Raw genomic sequence first — 14835 nt, forward strand, 5'->3', positions numbered from 1 at the left:
CTCTCGGGAAGAGTATCTATCCATACGCAAACGCCAACTGGATGAGCTCTATTTCAGAAACTGATCAGTGGGCGCCAATATCATCGTAGCTATTTGTGCGCCCTACCCGATCAACTCGTCCATCACCTCATACTTAACCACCACCCGATTCCGATACAACCTCACCCGCTCCACCAATTCCCCCACCTGCCCCTTCTCCCGCACTTCCCGCCAGATCTCATTCTCCCGATACACCCGCTCCCCCTCCCGCACAAACCGGTGACCTTCCTGAAACACGTGATACCGATACTCCCGCACCTGATCGCACAACAACTCCCCCTCCAGCTGCGTGTCCCCCACGTTCAACTTCAACTGAAAACTCCGATCCGTCGGGTTGTGCAGTACCAGGTCAACGTAGTTGTAGAAAATCGCCGCGCCGGAACCGAATGGCAGTACTCGCCCCTCGTCCGGGAATGGGTCGAAGCTGTGGTTGGAGCGTTCAACGACTATCAACGGTGAGTGGATCGCCATCCAGTGGATCAGGTTACTCAGTTGGCAGATTCCGCCGCCGATACCGCGTCGCGCTTCGCCGAAGGAGAGTTCCATGCCTTCGACGTAGCCGCGTTTGCGGGTTGGGCGGCCGACGAGGCGGCAGAAGGAGAAGTGTTCGCCGGGGGCGATGATGAGGCCGTCGATGGCGGCGACGGCGAGTTTCAGGTTGATGACTTTGCTTTGTTGCAGGGCGAGGTCGGAGTCGCCGAGTTTGCGGATGAGTTTTGAGGTGTGTTTGAGGTAGCGGAATGGCAGACGGTCAGCGTCGGCAACAAGGCGCGAATAGCTTTTGCTGGAGCAACGCCAGGCGATCTGGCGGAACAGTCTTTTTTGCCACACGCGCAGCCAGTACAGGGCCGGGTGGTAGAGGGAAAGTGGTTTCATCCGTGAGTCTACGGCGGGCGCCGTTTGTTCCTTGAAGCGTGCAAAAGGGGTGCGCAGTTTAGCGTACGTCGCGCGCGAGGTGTCTTGGCTCGACACACTTTGACGTGTTTGCTGAACGCCGAATTAAGCTTCAACTAAGCTTGCGTCGCTAGCATCCCGGCCCGAGAGACACCTGTCGCCGATCAACCGCGGATGAGCTTCCCGAATGAGCCAGTTTGATTTACCAGCCGTTACGCAGTCGAATTTCAGTCTTGTATTGGTAAATTACAAAACCCCGGACATCACCCGGATGTGCCTGGAGTTGTTGCGCGAGCACGTCCGGGCGCAGCGCATTCCGGTTTGGGTGGTGGACAATGATTCGGCGGATGCCAGCCTGGATTACTTGCGTTCGCTGGACTGGATCAATCTGATCGAACGTCCCTCCCCCGGCAAAGAAGCGGGACATATTGCGCATGGCAAGGCGCTGGATCTGGCGCTGGAAAAAGTTGAAACCGACTATCTGTTTCTGCTGCACACCGACACCTTTGTCTACGACAAGGAAGTCTTCGCGATGATGTTGCGCGAGTGCACTAGGACTTCGGATATCGCCGCAGTCGGGTGTGTCGAACAAATCAATCGTGGGATCGTGAGAGACACCTGGCGGTTAACTTCGCGATTTTGCAAACACTATATTCGCCGGGCGAAAACTGCGTTGGGTTTGCGCAGTAAAGAGCCGAAACCTTATCGGGAAACTCACCTCAAGAGTTTCTGCACTTTGTGGAACGCCAAGTTGATGAAGTCCCATGGACTGCACTTTTGCATGGATGACCGAGTGCCCGGTTATACCCTGCAGGATCGAATGGTCGGTCTGGGCTATGGCATCAAGCTGCTGTCACCACGCAAGATTTTCCGCTATCTGGATCACATCCAGGCAGGAACCGTCGCCGCCGCCGGCACGTACGGCAAAAACCACCGCCGCACCAAGATGTATGAAGCCACCCTCAAACGATTTGAGGGGCAGGCATCGGCATAATCGCGAACACAAAAAAGGGCGACTGCAAAGTCGCCCTTTTTTTATCTGAAATTGTATACATCCGCTCCGAAGAGGTGTTCGCCCAGTGTAATGGCCTGGCAATCCATGCACCGGTAAAGAGCCCTGACACTGGGCGAACGGGAAGGATTTTAATAGAAGTTGGCAGATATGTCGTCATACACAAAGGTAAATTTTATGTACGAAAAAGTTAATAGATATTTATCGACGAAATCCTTTCGTGAAACTTTCAAAGCACGGCTCAGCTCATTTCAGATGATTGTTCTCATACAATAATTTGTACAAGAACAATCATCTTGTAGAGTTAATACTCAGCTTTCATGCTGACTGGTCACTTTTAATACATCGGTATAAGTGACAACTACGCTCTGCCCGACTTTCAGATCTTTCAGCTTGGCCTGAATTTCAGGCTTTTTGACGTCGAGGATTTTCGACTGACCTTGAGGGTTTTCCAGGGTCACCTGATTATTCTTCAAATCAATTTTGGTGATTTTCAGTTGCACCTGTATCTGGCGATAAGCCTCGCCGCCCGGGTTTTCAGTGCCCGGAGCGTTGCGCAGCTCGCCGCTACGCTCGACGGTGCCAGGCAGACCTTTATCTACATCGGTATCGAGGTAAGCCGCCACTGAGCGTTGTACTTCGACTTTTACCAGATCGCCGACCTGAAGATTGGCGAGGTTTTTCGCCTTGTCGCTGAGCTGAACGTGAACTTGACGACCTTCGGCGCCTTCCAGCACCATCTGATGGTTGGCTGCATCGACGGCCAGCACTTTGGTGGTGACCTGATCGGCCTCGACGGTGGCGGACAGCGGAATATCGGCCGCCATGGCGCCGAAGCTGGTGGCGGACAGGACGGTTGCGAGGGTGATGGCCTTGGCCAGAGCGTGGAGCTTCATAAGCGGTACTTTCCCTGTAATGAATGGCAGCAACCGGCGCCAACGTCTGTTTGGCGCCGAATGTGCCACTGAGCATAGACGCTGTTCAGGGCTTGGCTTTCGTTTCTGACGCGGCGGTCTCCTGCGCGGTGGACTCGCCACTGGTGGTGCCCTTGCCGCTGTCCTCGCGCTGTTTGGGGTCGGTCGGGCGCAGCGCGTCGTTGTCGCGCTCGGTTTCTCCCGGTGGCCGGGGTTCGTCGGGGTGTTCGCTGGGGGATACGGGTTTCATGGTGGTTCTCCTCAGGCGTCAGGGTCATCCAGTTCATTGGTAACGTTCACGGCTGGCGAATTCTTATGCAGGTCATCGGCCTTGGCGCGCAGGATCTGCCACTGCTCCAGATCGATCGCGCCCTGGCCGAGCAGATCGTCGGCAATGCGTTGCAGGTCGAAATAGTGAGCGTCGGGGGATTGCTGCCAGTAGGTCTGATCGTCGAACAGGCGCTGCCAGGTGGTGAGGTCTGGGGGTTGCAGGTCGTCGCTCATGGGCGGGCTCCTCGCCGGGTCTCGGAAATGGGCCGGGATTGATCGGTAGAGGGTGGTAGACGGGGCGGAGTTCCGGGCAATTGCTCTGTGGGTGGCTGTAACGGCGCCTTCGCGGGCAAGCCCGCTCCCACAGGTTTTGCGTGTGAGCGTCAGTACCCGGTCATTTCCAGATAGCCGCGCCCGCCATGGCTACCGCTGATCCGCACCGGCCCTTCCCAGTAAGGGATGCGCAGGTTCATCCAGGCGTCGGGATTGAGCGCGTCGAGGCTGATGTCGAGGTGTTTGTCGGGAATGCTGATCGACCAGCGCACCGGCATCTGGCGGCCGGCAACTTTTGCGGTGTCCTTGGGTGTGAGTCTGATCTGCGCGCCGTGCAGGGTTTCGGTCTGGCCGTCGGCGTTGATCCAGGTGCCGGTCAGATACGGCGCGCCGTCGGTTTGCCGGGTGCGAAACAGCATCAGCGACTCACCACTGTCCAGGTGCAGGGAAAACCAGTCCCACCCGGTCTGATTGGCTGCCAGCGGCTGACTGCTCCATTCACGATCCAGCCACGCCGGGCCGCTGACGGTGTAAGTCTGGCCGTCGATTTGCAGGGTGCCGCTGGCCTGAAAAAACGGCTGACTGTAGTAGTACGAAGCCTGACCCTGTTCGGATTTTCGGCTGAAACCGTTGTCACCTTGCAACACCAGTGGACGACTGGAGGTGAGGTGCAATTGATAGCTGAAAGCTTTGTCGCTGGCACTGAGTTGCAGATCGGTCAGCGGATCCTGCGCCTGACTGGCGAAGCGCCAATCATCGATCCACGCCTCGAACGGCGCGACGTTCACCCCGGCCTGCCCCACTCCGCCTCGGGCATAGCGCTCGGCGGCATGGTGCGCGGTGGCCGAAGTCACTGCGGCATGCCCGAGCCAGATCGTCTGGTTGGCCCAGCCCGGTTGGTCTGCCGCAGGTTTTAACGCACTGCGAAACAGCGTCCATTGCACGCCGAAATCGTGGCCCTGCCGGTCCTTGAGATTGGCGGTGACATACCACCACTCGATACGAAAACCATCATGTGCGCCGTGATCTGCCGGGAAGCTGAACACCCGCCCCGGCACCACCGGTGTGAACTGCGCGGCCTGATCGCCGAGCCCGGCAAAACCCTTCTGCTCTGGCACAGGCTGATCGCAACCGCCCAACAGCAGCAACGCGAACAGCAGCGCAACCCGGTTAATCCTCATGGGCAAACGTCCTCAGCAGATCCGCCGGTTGCGTGCGGTACAACGAATACAGCGGCCACGCCGAGGCCAACAGCGTCGCCAGCAACGCCAGCCCGAGCAACTGCAGCAGTTGCAGCGGAAAGATCCGCAACGGCAAACGCCAGCCGAATGCCTGCACGTTGATCACCGCATCCAGACACCACGCCAACGCGATCCCCAACGGCAACGCCAGCACCAGCGTCAGCACCGCCAGCAGCCAGGTCTGGCCGAGGTTAAGCAGCATCAACTGACGGCGCGTCACGCCCAAGGCCCACAGCGGCGCCAATTGCCCGAGGCGGCTCTGGCTCTGGGTCAGCAGGCTGATGAACAGCGCCACACCGGCTACCGCCAAAGTCAGGCTGTTGAGCGCGGCAGTGGCGGCAAAAGTGCGCTCGAAAACCTGCACCGACCAACCCTTGAGCCGCGCCTGATCGACGATGCGGCTGTCATCAAGCTGAAAGCGCGTTTGCAGTGCGCGCAAAAACGGCGGGATATCGGGCGGCGCGATGCGCAGGTTGAAACGGTTCGGCGTCAGTGACGGCCACAACCGCAGCAAATGATTGCTGTTGACCAACACGTGCCCCTTGGGATTGCCGTAGTCGGCGTAGATCCCGACGATCCGCGGTGACCACGCCCCGCCCGGTGTCGGCACGTTCAAATGATCCCCCGCCCGCACCTTCAGCCGTCGTGCCAGTTGTTCGCTGAGCATCACTGAATCGTCGTTCGCCAGATGCGCCCACGGATCACCGGCGATCGCCTCGAGCAACGGCCAGTGCTGGCGATAATAAGGATGATCGATCACCCCGAAGACATCCGCCGGCCAGCCTTGCAGGGTCACCGCGACTTGCCAGTTGGGTAGCACCGCGCTGACGTTCGGCTGTTGTTTGAGCCAGGTGTACATCTCGCGCGATTGCGCCGGATTGACCGGGTTGAGGTACAGCTCGGCACTGAGGCGTTGTTCGAGCCAGTCGTCGAAGGTCTGGCGAAAACCGGCGGTCATGCTGCCGGCGCCGATGTTGGCCGACAGCGCCAGCAGCAACGCCATCAGCGCCAGACTGAGTGCCGGCAGTTGCTGGCGGCAGTCGGCGAGAAACCACTGACCGAGCACCGAACGACTACGCCCGAGCAAAGGAGTAAGCACTGCGCTGAGCACCACCGGCAACGCCAGCGCAGCGCCGAGCAGCAACCCGGCCATCAACACAAATCCACTGCCAAGGCTGTCACCGAATAGCAACGCCAGCAGCGCAATCAAGCCCAGCACCGCCGCCAGCCAACCCTGACGGCGCAACCAGCGCGCATGTTGCTGATGCCAGGCCTGCGGATCCGCCACCGCCAACAGCGGCAAGCGTGCCGCACGCAGCAGACTGTTGGCACCGGCGAGCAACGCGCCGAACAGGCTCAAACCAATACCGCTGAACCACCACCACGGGCTCAAGCGCAACTGCCCCGCCACTTCCGCGCCGTACAGACCGCGCAGGCTGGCGGCGACATCCGGCAGCAACGCGCTCGCCAGCCAGTATCCGCCGATGACCCCGAACACCCCGCCAGCCAACGCCAGCACACCGAGCTCGACGACCAGACAGCCGATCAACATCCGCGCACTGACCCCGCAGGCGCGCAACGTACGCAGCAGGCCGCGACGTTGTTCCAGTGCCAGACCGATGGCCGCGTGCACGATAAACAGCCCGACCAGAAACGAGAGAAAGCCCAAGGCATCCAGGTTGAGGTGAAAGCTCTCGGTCAGGCGCGAAAGATTGTTTTCCTCGGCGCTGCTTTTGAGCTGCAGCCGGCCATTGAACGCGGCCGGCAGCTCGGCGTGAAAATCCTTGGGCAGTAACAAGCGCGACAGTTGCCCGGGCTGTTCGAGCACAGTTTGCGCGACGCCGATGTCCACCAGCAACACGCCAGGCGCCATGTCCTTTTGCGCGTGCAGCGGCGGCAGCGTCTGGCCGCTGGCGGTTTGCGGCGTGGCGCCTTCGGTCAGGCCCAAGGCGTGCAGGGTTTCCGGTGAAATCCACGTGCTGCCCGGCGGCGAGAAGAACGCGACGATGCGCTCGATCGGCATCGCCTGCCCGGCCACCGCAGCGTCCGTCGGCAGCGACACCGGCTCGATGCCCATCAGTTGCAGGCGCTGATCCGGGTGATCCTTGAGAACCAAACGGCCTTGCAGCAGCGGCGACACCGGCCAGCCTGCGCGGCGCAGATCGATGAACCACTGCTGGGTGAACGTCGCACCGCTCGGTGTGGCCAGACTGGCCTGGGGTTCGCCGCCGATCATCTGACTGGCCCGGGCGTAACTGTCGCGGGCCTGACTGTTCAGTGCCTCGACCCCGGTCAGCAGACTGGTCGCCAGCCACAACCCGGTCAGCACACTGAAAAACTGCACCGGATGCCGCCGCCAGTGGCTGAGCAACGCACGCAGGGTTTGCCAGAATACGTTCACGTCAGACGGCCGCTGGACAACACCACCCGCTGCGCCAGTCGCGCCGCCACGCGTGGGCTGTGCGTGACCATCAACAGCGTGGTCGGCGTGTCATCCAGCAACTCGAGCAACAGGCGCAGCACTTCGTCGCTGGTAGCTTCGTCGAGGCTGCCGGTGGGTTCGTCGGCCAGCAGCAGTTTCGGCCGCGACGCCAAGGCCCGGGCCAGCGCGACCCGCTGCTGCTGGCCGCCCGACAGTTGTTCGGGATAACGCTTGAGCAAATCGCCCAGCCCCAGACGCTGCACCAGATGCGCCTGCCAGCGCGGCTCATGGCGCCCGGCCAGACGCGCCTGAAACGCCAGATTGTCCTCGACCCGCAGGCTGCCGATCAGGTTGAACTGCTGGAACACCAGACCGATTTCCGTGCGGCGCCAGTCGGCCAGTTGCGCTTCGTTCATCTGCTCCAGCCGATGCTCGCCGCTGTGAATACTGCCGCGATCAACCTTGTCGAGGCCTGCGATCAGGTGCAGCAAGGTGCTTTTGCCGCTGCCGGATTCGCCCATCAGCGCCAGACTGCTGCCGGCTTCGAGCGTCAGGTCGACGCCTTGCAGCACCGGTAACGGGCCTTGGGGGGTGAGGTAACTTTTGAACACGCCTTGAACCTGAAGCATGCCGCCATCCGTTGGGTCAGTGTGGGGCAAGGATAGCGGATTGCGGTCTCTTCAGATCAGTGGTGTTTGCACTGGCCTCATCGCTGGCAAGCCAGCTCCCACAGTGTTTTTGGGTGTATTCAGTATTTGTGAACAACCTCAATCCCTGTGGGAGCTGGCTTGCCAGCGATGAGGCCAGTGAAACCGGCACAAATCTCAATCCCCGGTCGCCACACTGGTCGCCGCCGCACCCGGTGTGACGATGGTCTTCAGATCAATGTGCTTCCACTCAGGCTTGGCCCCCAGCCGTGCATTGAAGCGGTAGTTGAAGGTGAAGTCGTCCGCTGTCGGCAGCGTCAACGGTTTGCCGTACAGCGCCTCGACTCCCGCCAGGTCATAACCCATCAACTGCAGCAGCGTCGGAAAAATGTTGTAGTGACTGGAGCGGTCCTTGTTCGCCGGCAACGCTTGCGCCCAGTCCGGCCCGTGCAGCTGATCGCCCTGAATCAATACCAGTGGCACCAGCCCTTCTTCCTCCACCGGATCGCCACCGCAGTGGGTATTAAGCCCGGGGTTGCCGCGTTCATGCAGGTCCTGGCCGTGATCGGAGGTGTAGATCAGCAGCGCATTGTGCAAATTGGCCTGGGCAAATACCCGGGCGAAGAACTCGCCGACATTCCACAGCACGGTGTTCTTGTAGGCGTTGCGGTACAGCACCCAATCATCCGGCTGGCCGTTGAAACCGTCGCGCTTACCGGTATCCGCCACTTCGGTGAATTGCCCGCGCGGCAAGGTCGGACGGTAGGCCATGAAGGCGTCGGGGTATTTGTCGTGCACCGGGAAATGCGCGCCGACCTTGTTGATCACCACCAACTCCGGCTGATCATCGTTGAGCAATTCGATCAGCTTGGCGGCGGCAGCCATGTCGCGGTCACGCACGCTGGTCTGGTCAAACTGGACGAATTCGTCGATGTCTTTTTTCTCGGTGTCGGTCATCAGGTTCTGCAGATTGCCGGCAGTGCGCTGAGCGTCGATGTACACCGTGCGCAACCCGGCCTTTTTCGCGTACTGCCAGATCGACGGCAGCGTGCTGTTGATGCGCATGTAATCGTCGCGGGTGCCGCCGTAGCGCAACGTGACGTTGGTGTCGGCGCTGCAATTGGCGATGGATGCGGCGTAGCCGTAGTTGAAAATGTCGACGCCCGGATGCGCCTGATTAAGGTTGCTGTGCACCCCGAACGGCGCGTTGATGTCCAGGTAATTGCCGGAAATGCTTTCGTCGATGATCAGCACGATGTCGTGATTGATCGCCACTGCGTTGCGCGCCAGCGTCACCGGCTCGCGCGGGCCGACCGTGTTGTGCAGCGCTTCATAAGCGAACAGGTTGAGATAGGCCAGCGGCGTGTACATGATCGGCAAACCGCGCGCGCCCTCGCCCGCCCGCAGGAACAACACCGCGCTCAACAGCAGCACACCACACACCGGCGCCGCCACACGCAACGCGTTGGGCACCACCAGTGCATGGCGCGGTTTCAGACCGATGCCGAACAGCAACAGCAGACCACTGAGCGCGCCATGAATGATCGCGTCGCGATACTGGTAGGCGGCCTCCTGAATGAAGCCGCCGGAGTACACCAGCGAGACAAAACTGCTGTAGCTCAGGTAATCCGCGGTGACCCGGGTATAGACATCGAAAAACACCGCCGAGACAAACAGTGTTATTGCGAACAAGTGGCGAATGAGAGCCTGACGAATATAAGCCGTTAGATATAACGCTAAAGTAAGCGCCAAAAACATCGCGCCAAAAAGAAGTACAGCAAAACCGACGCCGATAGCATTTAACCGATCAACGTAATATTCGGAATAAAGCAGCAAATAAACAATTAAAAGTACTTCTTTGGTATATCTGAACATGGCGATACCGCTCGTGCAAAACGGCAGGGAGTCAAAGGTTTGTCGGTCAGAACCTGACACTAGCACCCAGCCATCAAAGCGCAAGAATTGACTGTTTTCTTTAGAAAGCGTCAAAAAACCGGTGACTCAAATCTGACACACACAAAACGCTAGAAGCCTTTAAATTAAAGACTTACAACCGTTTATCGCTTATTTGAAATCTGAACAAATCTGCAAAAAAACAACAAATCCAATCGCAGCAATGACTTGATGGCCAATCGCCAAAAAGCGCTCAAGTGTTATACAGGTGCAACATGTCATTTTGCTGACACGCTTTCCAAACCCTGCGCTATACCCCTTTTACAGTCTTCTTCCGAACTTCTTCTTTTCGCTCTATCGAGGGTGCGCAGATGGACGTGAGCGTATTTGGCACCGGCTATGTCGGATTAATTCAAGCCGCCGCACTTGCAGATGTAGGGCATCGGGTTTTATGTGTCGATATTGACCCCAACAAGATCAAGCAACTGCAACAAGCTGTGCCACCTATTAGTGAGCCAGGTCTTTCCAGCACCCTCGAAGAAAACATCAAGGCCGGCCGCTTGCTCTTTAGCACTCAGGCCAGCGACGCGGTGGAGCATGCCGAGCTGATTTTCATCGCCGTGGGCACGCCGGCCGATGAAGACGGTTCCGCCGACCTGACCCACGTGCTCAACGTCGCCCGGGAGATCGCCTCGCACATGGAGGCCGATCGCACCCTGATCATCAAGTCCACGGTGCCGGTCGGCACGGCTGACCAGGTCGCCGCCAAAGCCAGCGAAGAGTTGCTGCGTCGCGGCAAAAGTGCCCTCAAGGTCCGCGTGGTGTCCAACCCCGAATTCCTCAAGGAAGGCAGCGCCCTCGCCGATTGCATGCGCCCGGACCGGATCATCGTCGGCACCCGCGATGACGAAGCCCGCGAGCAGATGAGCGAGCTGTACGCGCCGTTCTGCCGCAACCACGAAAAACTGATGTTCATGGACAACCGCAGCGCCGAGCTGACCAAGTACGCAGCCAACGCGATGCTCGCCACGCGCATCAGCTTCATGAACGAACTGGCCAACCTCACCGAACTGCTCGGCGCCGACATCGAAGCGGTGCGCAAAGGCATCGGCTCCGACCCGCGCATCGGCTACCACTTCATTTACCCCGGTTGCGGCTTCGGCGGTTCATGCTTCCCCAAGGATCTGCGCGCCCTGCTGCACACCGCCGAACACAACGGCATGCCGCTGAAATTGCTGCGCAGCGTCACCGACGTCAACGACAGCCAGCGGCACATCCTCTTCGGCAAACTCAAGGCGCAGTTTCCGCAAGGCCTGGCCGGCAAGTCGATTGCGATTTGGGGCCTGGCGTTCAAACCCAATACCGATGACATGCGCGAAGCCCCCAGCCGCTACCTGATGGACGCGCTGTGGGCCGAAGGCGCCAGCGTGCAGGCCTACGATCCGGAAGCCATGTCCGAATGCCGGCGCCTGTACGGCTATCGCAACGACCTGCACCTGTGCGCCACCCGCGACGACACCCTGGAAGATGCCGATGCGCTGGTGATCTGCACCGAGTGGAAGAATTTTCGCGTAGTGGATTTCGAGTTGCTGGCGAGCAAGCTGCGCTCGAAAGTGATTGTCGACGGTCGCAACCTCTACAACCCGGAACACGTGGCCGCCGCCGGTCTGCATTACAGCGGCATCGGCCTGCGCCACATCGCTCCGGAAGGACTGCGCCCATGAAAATCCTGGTCACCGGCGCAGCCGGCTTCATTGGCGCCCATTGCGTGTTGCGGCTGATGCGCGACGGGCATGCGGTGGTCGGCCTGGATAACTTCAACGGCTATTACGACCCGCAACTGAAACACGATCGGGTGCAATGGGTGCGCGATCAGGTCGGGCATTTCCCGCTGGCGCGGATCGATCTGGCCGATGCCGCGGCGATTGAAGCGCTGTTTGTCCGCGAGCAACCGCAAGTGGTGATCCACCTCGCGGCGCAGGCCGGGGTCCGTTACTCACTGGAGAATCCGAAGGCCTACCTCGACAGCAACCTCAGCGGTTTCCTGAACATTCTCGAAGGCTGCCGCCACCATCCGGTCGAGCATCTGATCTACGCCTCGTCGAGCTCGGTGTATGGCGCCAACCAGCACACGCCGTATTCGGTGCATGACGGGGTGAATCATCCGCTGTCGCTGTACGCCGCGACCAAAAAAGCCAACGAGCTGATGGCCCACAGTTACAGCCATCTGTTCGGCATTCCCAGCACCGGCCTGCGCTTTTTCACCGTTTACGGGCCATGGGGTCGGCCGGACATGTCGCCCATTCAGTTTGCCCGGGCGATCACCGAAGGCACGCCGCTGAAGCTGTTCAACTACGGCGAGCACCAGCGCGACTTTACCTACATCGATGACATCGTCGAAAGCATCGCGCGCCTCACCGACCATCCGCCGCACAACCACCCGGAGTGGGATCGTGAACATCCCGACGCGGGCAGCAGCATGGCGCCGTGGTGCCTGTTCAATATCGGCGGCCACCACCCGGTGGAGCTGAAAACCTATCTGGCGCTGATGGAAAAACACCTCGGCCAGAAAGCCATTGTCGAGCTCTTGCCCCTGCAACCGGGCGATGTGCTCAACACCTGTGCCGAGACCGATGATCTGGCCCAGGCCACCGGGTTCCAGCCCCGGATCGAGCTGGATGAAGGACTGGGGCGTTTCATCGCCTGGTTTCGCGACTACTACCCCACTGCCTATCGCCCACGCGCCGCTCGCGGCTGAACATCAGCGGAGGACCCCATGACTGGACATGAACAAGGTGTACCGATCAATCAGATGCGCCGCGACAAGCGCATGGATCCCGAGCACCGAATGCGCCTCGATAGCGCCATCCACCGGCAGGGCCGGGGCTGGCTGACCGGCCGCGACGGCGGCCGGCCATGGACGCTGTCACGCACCAACCGGGTGCTGGCCTGCTTCGGTGCGTTGCTGATTCTGGTGGTGTTTTCGCCGCTGCTGCTGGGCCTGGCGCTGGCCATCAAATTCACCAGCCCGGGACCGGTGATGTTCGTGCAGAAACGCACCGGTTATCGCGGCCGCACCTTCGGCATGTACAAGTTCCGCACCATGGTCTGCAACGCCGAAGAACTCAAGGAATCGCTGCGCCACCTCAACAAGCACGGGGTCGACGCCATCGACTTCAAGATCGACAAGGATCCACGCATCACCGGCATCGGCGGTTTCCTGCGGCGTACCAGCCTCGATGAACTGCCCAACCTGTTCAACGTGGTCAGCGGTGACATGCGCCTGGTCGGCCCGCGGCCGACTTCGTTCAACGCCTACCGCTACAAGGACAACCACCTTGCGCGCCTGAGCATCTACCCCGGCATGACCGGCCTGTGGCAGATCTCCGGGCGCAGCAACATCGACTTCGACCAGCGCGTTGAGTTGGACCTCAGCTATATCGCCGAGCAAAGCCTTTTGCTTGATCTGAAGATCTTGTTGAAAACCCCCTTCAAAGTATTCAGCGGCCACGGAGCAAGCTAATGGACGGTTCAACCAACAAAAGCCTGAGCATTGCCAACCCCAGCGAATCGAACCTGATTTCGACCGTGCTGGATCTGGATCTGCGGATCCTGTTCCTGACCGCCGCCAACCCCGGCGCGGGCACCACCACCAGCGCGCTGGCGCTGGCCAGCCAACTGGCGCAGATGAGCAGCGGCCAGGTGTTGCTGGTCGATGCCAGCCAGTCAGCGGGCAACCTCACGCAGCAATTGAACCTGGGCAAGGAGCGCGGCCTGCGCGACCTGCTGTTCAACCCGAACAACCCGCCGCTGTTGCAGGACTGCGTGGTGCAGGTCTCGAGCCTACCGTTTCATGTGCTGCCCAATGGCCGGCCGATCCGCACCCTCGAACACCTGACCGCCGAGCGCCTGAGCCCGCTGCTCGACCGCCTGGGCACCCAGTACCGATTCGTGGTGATCGACGGCGACGCGGTGTATTCCGCCGCCGACACGCTGGTGCTCGCCACTCAGGTCGATGGCGTGGTGTTCGTGGTCCGCGCCGAGGACACCCGCTGGGAAGTCGCCCAGGCCGCCGTGCAACGCCTGACCCAGGCCGGCGCGAAAGTAGTCGGCAGCGTGTTCAACCGGCGCAAGTACTACATGCCAAAGTGGCTCTACAAAAACCTGTAAGCAAACGCGAAGGATGACGCCATGAACGCCAAGATACTTGTTCTGCTGATGCTGCCGCTTGCAGGCTGCTCCAGCACTTCCGAAACCCAGAACATGCCGGTGAACATTCTCACCGCCACCCCGGCCAATGCCCAGGCCACCGATATGCCCAAGGTCGAACAGACCCTGCGCCCGCAAGACGTGCTGGATGTGATCTTCCACATCAGCACCAGCGGTTCGGACGCTTACCGCGTGCAGTCGGGTGACCAGATCGGCCTGAACTTCACCGCTGCCAGCCAGCTCAATGGCAACCAGTTGGTGCTGCCCGACGGCACCATCAACCTGCCAGGCGCCAACACCTCGGTGAAAATCGCCGGCCTGACCGCCGACGAGGCGCGCGATGAAATCCAGCGTGCTTACCAGCGCAAACAGCTGTTCCAGCCCAACCGCAATCAGTTGACCGTGCAGGTCATCAGCCCGCTGACCAATGAGCAGAACCTGAAAAGCGCACTGAATCACCCGGCCACCGGCATGAGCCGCGAGATCACCGTGGGCAATGACGGTTATGCGAGTTTTCCGGAAATCGGCGCGGTGCCGCTGCAAGGCATGACCATCAACCAACTGGAAACCTTCCTTAACCAGAAATACGCGCAATTGCCGGGGCGGATGAGCGTCGATGTGATGCTCAAGTCCACCGCCGGCAACGAGATCTACGTGCTCGGCGAAGTCGGCCAACCGGGTTCCTACCCGATCCGCCGTCCGGTCTCGGTGCTTGAAGCGCTGACCCTGGCGCGCGGTACCAACGTCAAGGCGCGGCTGGACTCGGTGGTGATCATGCGGCGCAACGGCAACCAGGTGCAGGCCGTGCACTACGACGTGGAAAAAGCCCTGTCGGGCGATGCGTCGCAGATCGCCTACCTGCAACCGGACGACATGCTGTTCGTGCCGAAAACCAAACTGGCGAGTGCCGGCGATCTCGCCCGGCAACTGGCTGACGTGGTGCTGTTTCAGGGCGTGGGCTTCAGCTTCGGCTACCGCGTCGACAACAAAAGCAGCAGCAGTAACTGACTCTCAGGTGACC

The 14835-nt window shown here is 60.2% G+C and carries 15 protein-coding genes; 7 read left to right on the forward strand and 8 right to left on the reverse strand.

The window, feature by feature from the left end:
* Positions 1 to 102: 102 nt before the first annotated feature.
* A complete protein-coding gene (locus tag E3Z29_RS20480; RefSeq protein ID WP_134786775.1) occupies positions 103 to 915 on the reverse strand; it encodes a VanW family protein in 813 nt (270 codons plus the stop codon).
* Between the two features lie 205 nt (positions 916 to 1120).
* On the opposite strand from E3Z29_RS20480, the gene E3Z29_RS20485 reads away from it, so the two are divergent.
* Positions 1121 to 1927, forward strand: coding sequence for a glycosyltransferase family 2 protein (locus tag E3Z29_RS20485; RefSeq protein ID WP_098964560.1), 807 nt, complete (start codon positions 1121 to 1123; stop codon positions 1925 to 1927).
* A 329-nt stretch (positions 1928 to 2256) separates the two neighbouring features.
* Here E3Z29_RS20485 and E3Z29_RS20490 read toward each other — a convergent pair whose 3' ends face one another.
* The 7 genes from E3Z29_RS20490 to E3Z29_RS20520 all read right to left on the reverse strand — a co-directional run bounded on the left by E3Z29_RS20490 (position 2257) and on the right by E3Z29_RS20520 (position 9587).
* Positions 2257 to 2841 carry a hypothetical protein gene (locus E3Z29_RS20490; protein ID WP_134786776.1) on the reverse strand — a complete coding sequence of 195 codons (585 nt, stop codon included), beginning with the start codon at positions 2839 to 2841 and terminating at the stop codon, positions 2257 to 2259.
* Positions 2842 to 2926: 85 nt separating this feature from the next.
* Positions 2927 to 3109: a hypothetical protein gene (locus E3Z29_RS20495; RefSeq protein ID WP_134786777.1), complete on the reverse strand. Its 183-nt coding sequence runs from the start codon at positions 3107 to 3109 to the stop codon at positions 2927 to 2929.
* A gap of 11 nt (positions 3110 to 3120) precedes the next feature.
* A complete protein-coding gene (locus E3Z29_RS20500) occupies positions 3121 to 3363 on the reverse strand; it encodes a hypothetical protein (protein WP_098964563.1) in 243 nt (80 codons plus the stop codon).
* Between the two features lie 149 nt (positions 3364 to 3512).
* Positions 3513 to 4583: a lipocalin-like domain-containing protein gene (locus tag E3Z29_RS20505; RefSeq protein ID WP_134786778.1), complete on the reverse strand. Its 1071-nt coding sequence runs from the start codon at positions 4581 to 4583 to the stop codon at positions 3513 to 3515.
* Positions 4573 to 7044, reverse strand: coding sequence for an ABC transporter permease (locus E3Z29_RS20510; protein ID WP_134786779.1), 2472 nt, complete (start codon positions 7042 to 7044; stop codon positions 4573 to 4575). Before E3Z29_RS20510 ends, E3Z29_RS20505 begins: the two co-directional genes overlap by 11 nt.
* On the reverse strand, positions 7041 to 7694 hold the full coding sequence (locus E3Z29_RS20515) for an ABC transporter ATP-binding protein (protein ID WP_096796218.1): 654 nt from the start codon (positions 7692 to 7694) through the stop codon (positions 7041 to 7043). The genes E3Z29_RS20510 and E3Z29_RS20515 overlap by 4 nt, the downstream gene beginning before the upstream one ends.
* Positions 7695 to 7889: 195 nt before the next feature.
* Positions 7890 to 9587, reverse strand: coding sequence for a sulfatase-like hydrolase/transferase (locus tag E3Z29_RS20520; RefSeq protein ID WP_134786780.1), 1698 nt, complete (start codon positions 9585 to 9587; stop codon positions 7890 to 7892).
* Positions 9588 to 9976: 389 nt separating this feature from the next.
* Between E3Z29_RS20520 and E3Z29_RS20525 the strand changes: the two genes are divergently transcribed.
* Genes E3Z29_RS20525 through E3Z29_RS20545 form a run of 6 tightly spaced genes read left to right on the forward strand, consistent with a single transcriptional unit; the run spans position 9977 to position 14822 of the window.
* On the forward strand, positions 9977 to 11329 hold the full coding sequence (locus E3Z29_RS20525) for a UDP-glucose/GDP-mannose dehydrogenase family protein (protein WP_096796216.1): 1353 nt from the start codon (positions 9977 to 9979) through the stop codon (positions 11327 to 11329).
* Positions 11326 to 12363: an NAD-dependent epimerase gene (locus E3Z29_RS20530; protein ID WP_134786781.1), complete on the forward strand. Its 1038-nt coding sequence runs from the start codon at positions 11326 to 11328 to the stop codon at positions 12361 to 12363. Before E3Z29_RS20525 ends, E3Z29_RS20530 begins: the two co-directional genes overlap by 4 nt.
* Positions 12364 to 12391: 28 nt before the next feature.
* A complete protein-coding gene (locus tag E3Z29_RS29970) occupies positions 12392 to 12499 on the forward strand; it encodes an ESPR-type extended signal peptide-containing protein (protein WP_223849599.1) in 108 nt (35 codons plus the stop codon).
* Positions 12454 to 13128, forward strand: coding sequence for a sugar transferase (locus E3Z29_RS20535; RefSeq protein ID WP_227698837.1), 675 nt, complete (start codon positions 12454 to 12456; stop codon positions 13126 to 13128). Before E3Z29_RS29970 ends, E3Z29_RS20535 begins: the two co-directional genes overlap by 46 nt.
* Complete coding sequence (locus E3Z29_RS20540) at positions 13128 to 13775, forward strand: CpsD/CapB family tyrosine-protein kinase (protein WP_134786782.1); 648 nt, start codon at positions 13128 to 13130, stop codon at positions 13773 to 13775. The genes E3Z29_RS20535 and E3Z29_RS20540 overlap by 1 nt, the downstream gene beginning before the upstream one ends.
* A gap of 21 nt (positions 13776 to 13796) precedes the next feature.
* Positions 13797 to 14822, forward strand: coding sequence for a polysaccharide biosynthesis/export family protein (locus tag E3Z29_RS20545; protein ID WP_098964572.1), 1026 nt, complete (start codon positions 13797 to 13799; stop codon positions 14820 to 14822).
* Positions 14823 to 14835 lie beyond the last annotated feature (13 nt).

The organism is Pseudomonas sp. S150 (genome assembly GCF_004526365.1).
GTDB classification, from domain to species: Bacteria; Pseudomonadota; Gammaproteobacteria; order Pseudomonadales; family Pseudomonadaceae; genus Aquipseudomonas; species Aquipseudomonas putida_A.

Coding starts and splice junctions, on each gene's coding strand:
- E3Z29_RS20505 (WP_134786778.1), bottom strand. CDS start 4,583: ATGAGGATTAACCGGGTTGCGCTGCTGTTCGCGTTGCTGCTGTTGGGC.
- E3Z29_RS20495 (WP_134786777.1), bottom strand. CDS start 3,109: ATGAAACCCGTATCCCCCAGCGAACACCCCGACGAACCCCGGCCACCG.
- E3Z29_RS20500 (WP_098964563.1), bottom strand. CDS start 3,363: ATGAGCGACGACCTGCAACCCCCAGACCTCACCACCTGGCAGCGCCTG.
- E3Z29_RS20525 (WP_096796216.1), top strand. CDS start 9,977: ATGGACGTGAGCGTATTTGGCACCGGCTATGTCGGATTAATTCAAGCC.
- E3Z29_RS20520 (WP_134786780.1), bottom strand. CDS start 9,587: ATGTTCAGATATACCAAAGAAGTACTTTTAATTGTTTATTTGCTGCTT.
- E3Z29_RS20535 (WP_227698837.1), top strand. CDS start 12,454: ATGCGCCTCGATAGCGCCATCCACCGGCAGGGCCGGGGCTGGCTGACC.
- E3Z29_RS20540 (WP_134786782.1), top strand. CDS start 13,128: ATGGACGGTTCAACCAACAAAAGCCTGAGCATTGCCAACCCCAGCGAA.
- E3Z29_RS20490 (WP_134786776.1), bottom strand. CDS start 2,841: ATGAAGCTCCACGCTCTGGCCAAGGCCATCACCCTCGCAACCGTCCTG.
- E3Z29_RS20480 (WP_134786775.1), bottom strand. CDS start 915: ATGAAACCACTTTCCCTCTACCACCCGGCCCTGTACTGGCTGCGCGTG.
- E3Z29_RS20545 (WP_098964572.1), top strand. CDS start 13,797: ATGAACGCCAAGATACTTGTTCTGCTGATGCTGCCGCTTGCAGGCTGC.
- E3Z29_RS20530 (WP_134786781.1), top strand. CDS start 11,326: ATGAAAATCCTGGTCACCGGCGCAGCCGGCTTCATTGGCGCCCATTGC.
- E3Z29_RS20485 (WP_098964560.1), top strand. CDS start 1,121: ATGAGCCAGTTTGATTTACCAGCCGTTACGCAGTCGAATTTCAGTCTT.
- E3Z29_RS29970 (WP_223849599.1), top strand. CDS start 12,392: ATGAACAAGGTGTACCGATCAATCAGATGCGCCGCGACAAGCGCATGG.
- E3Z29_RS20515 (WP_096796218.1), bottom strand. CDS start 7,694: ATGCTTCAGGTTCAAGGCGTGTTCAAAAGTTACCTCACCCCCCAAGGC.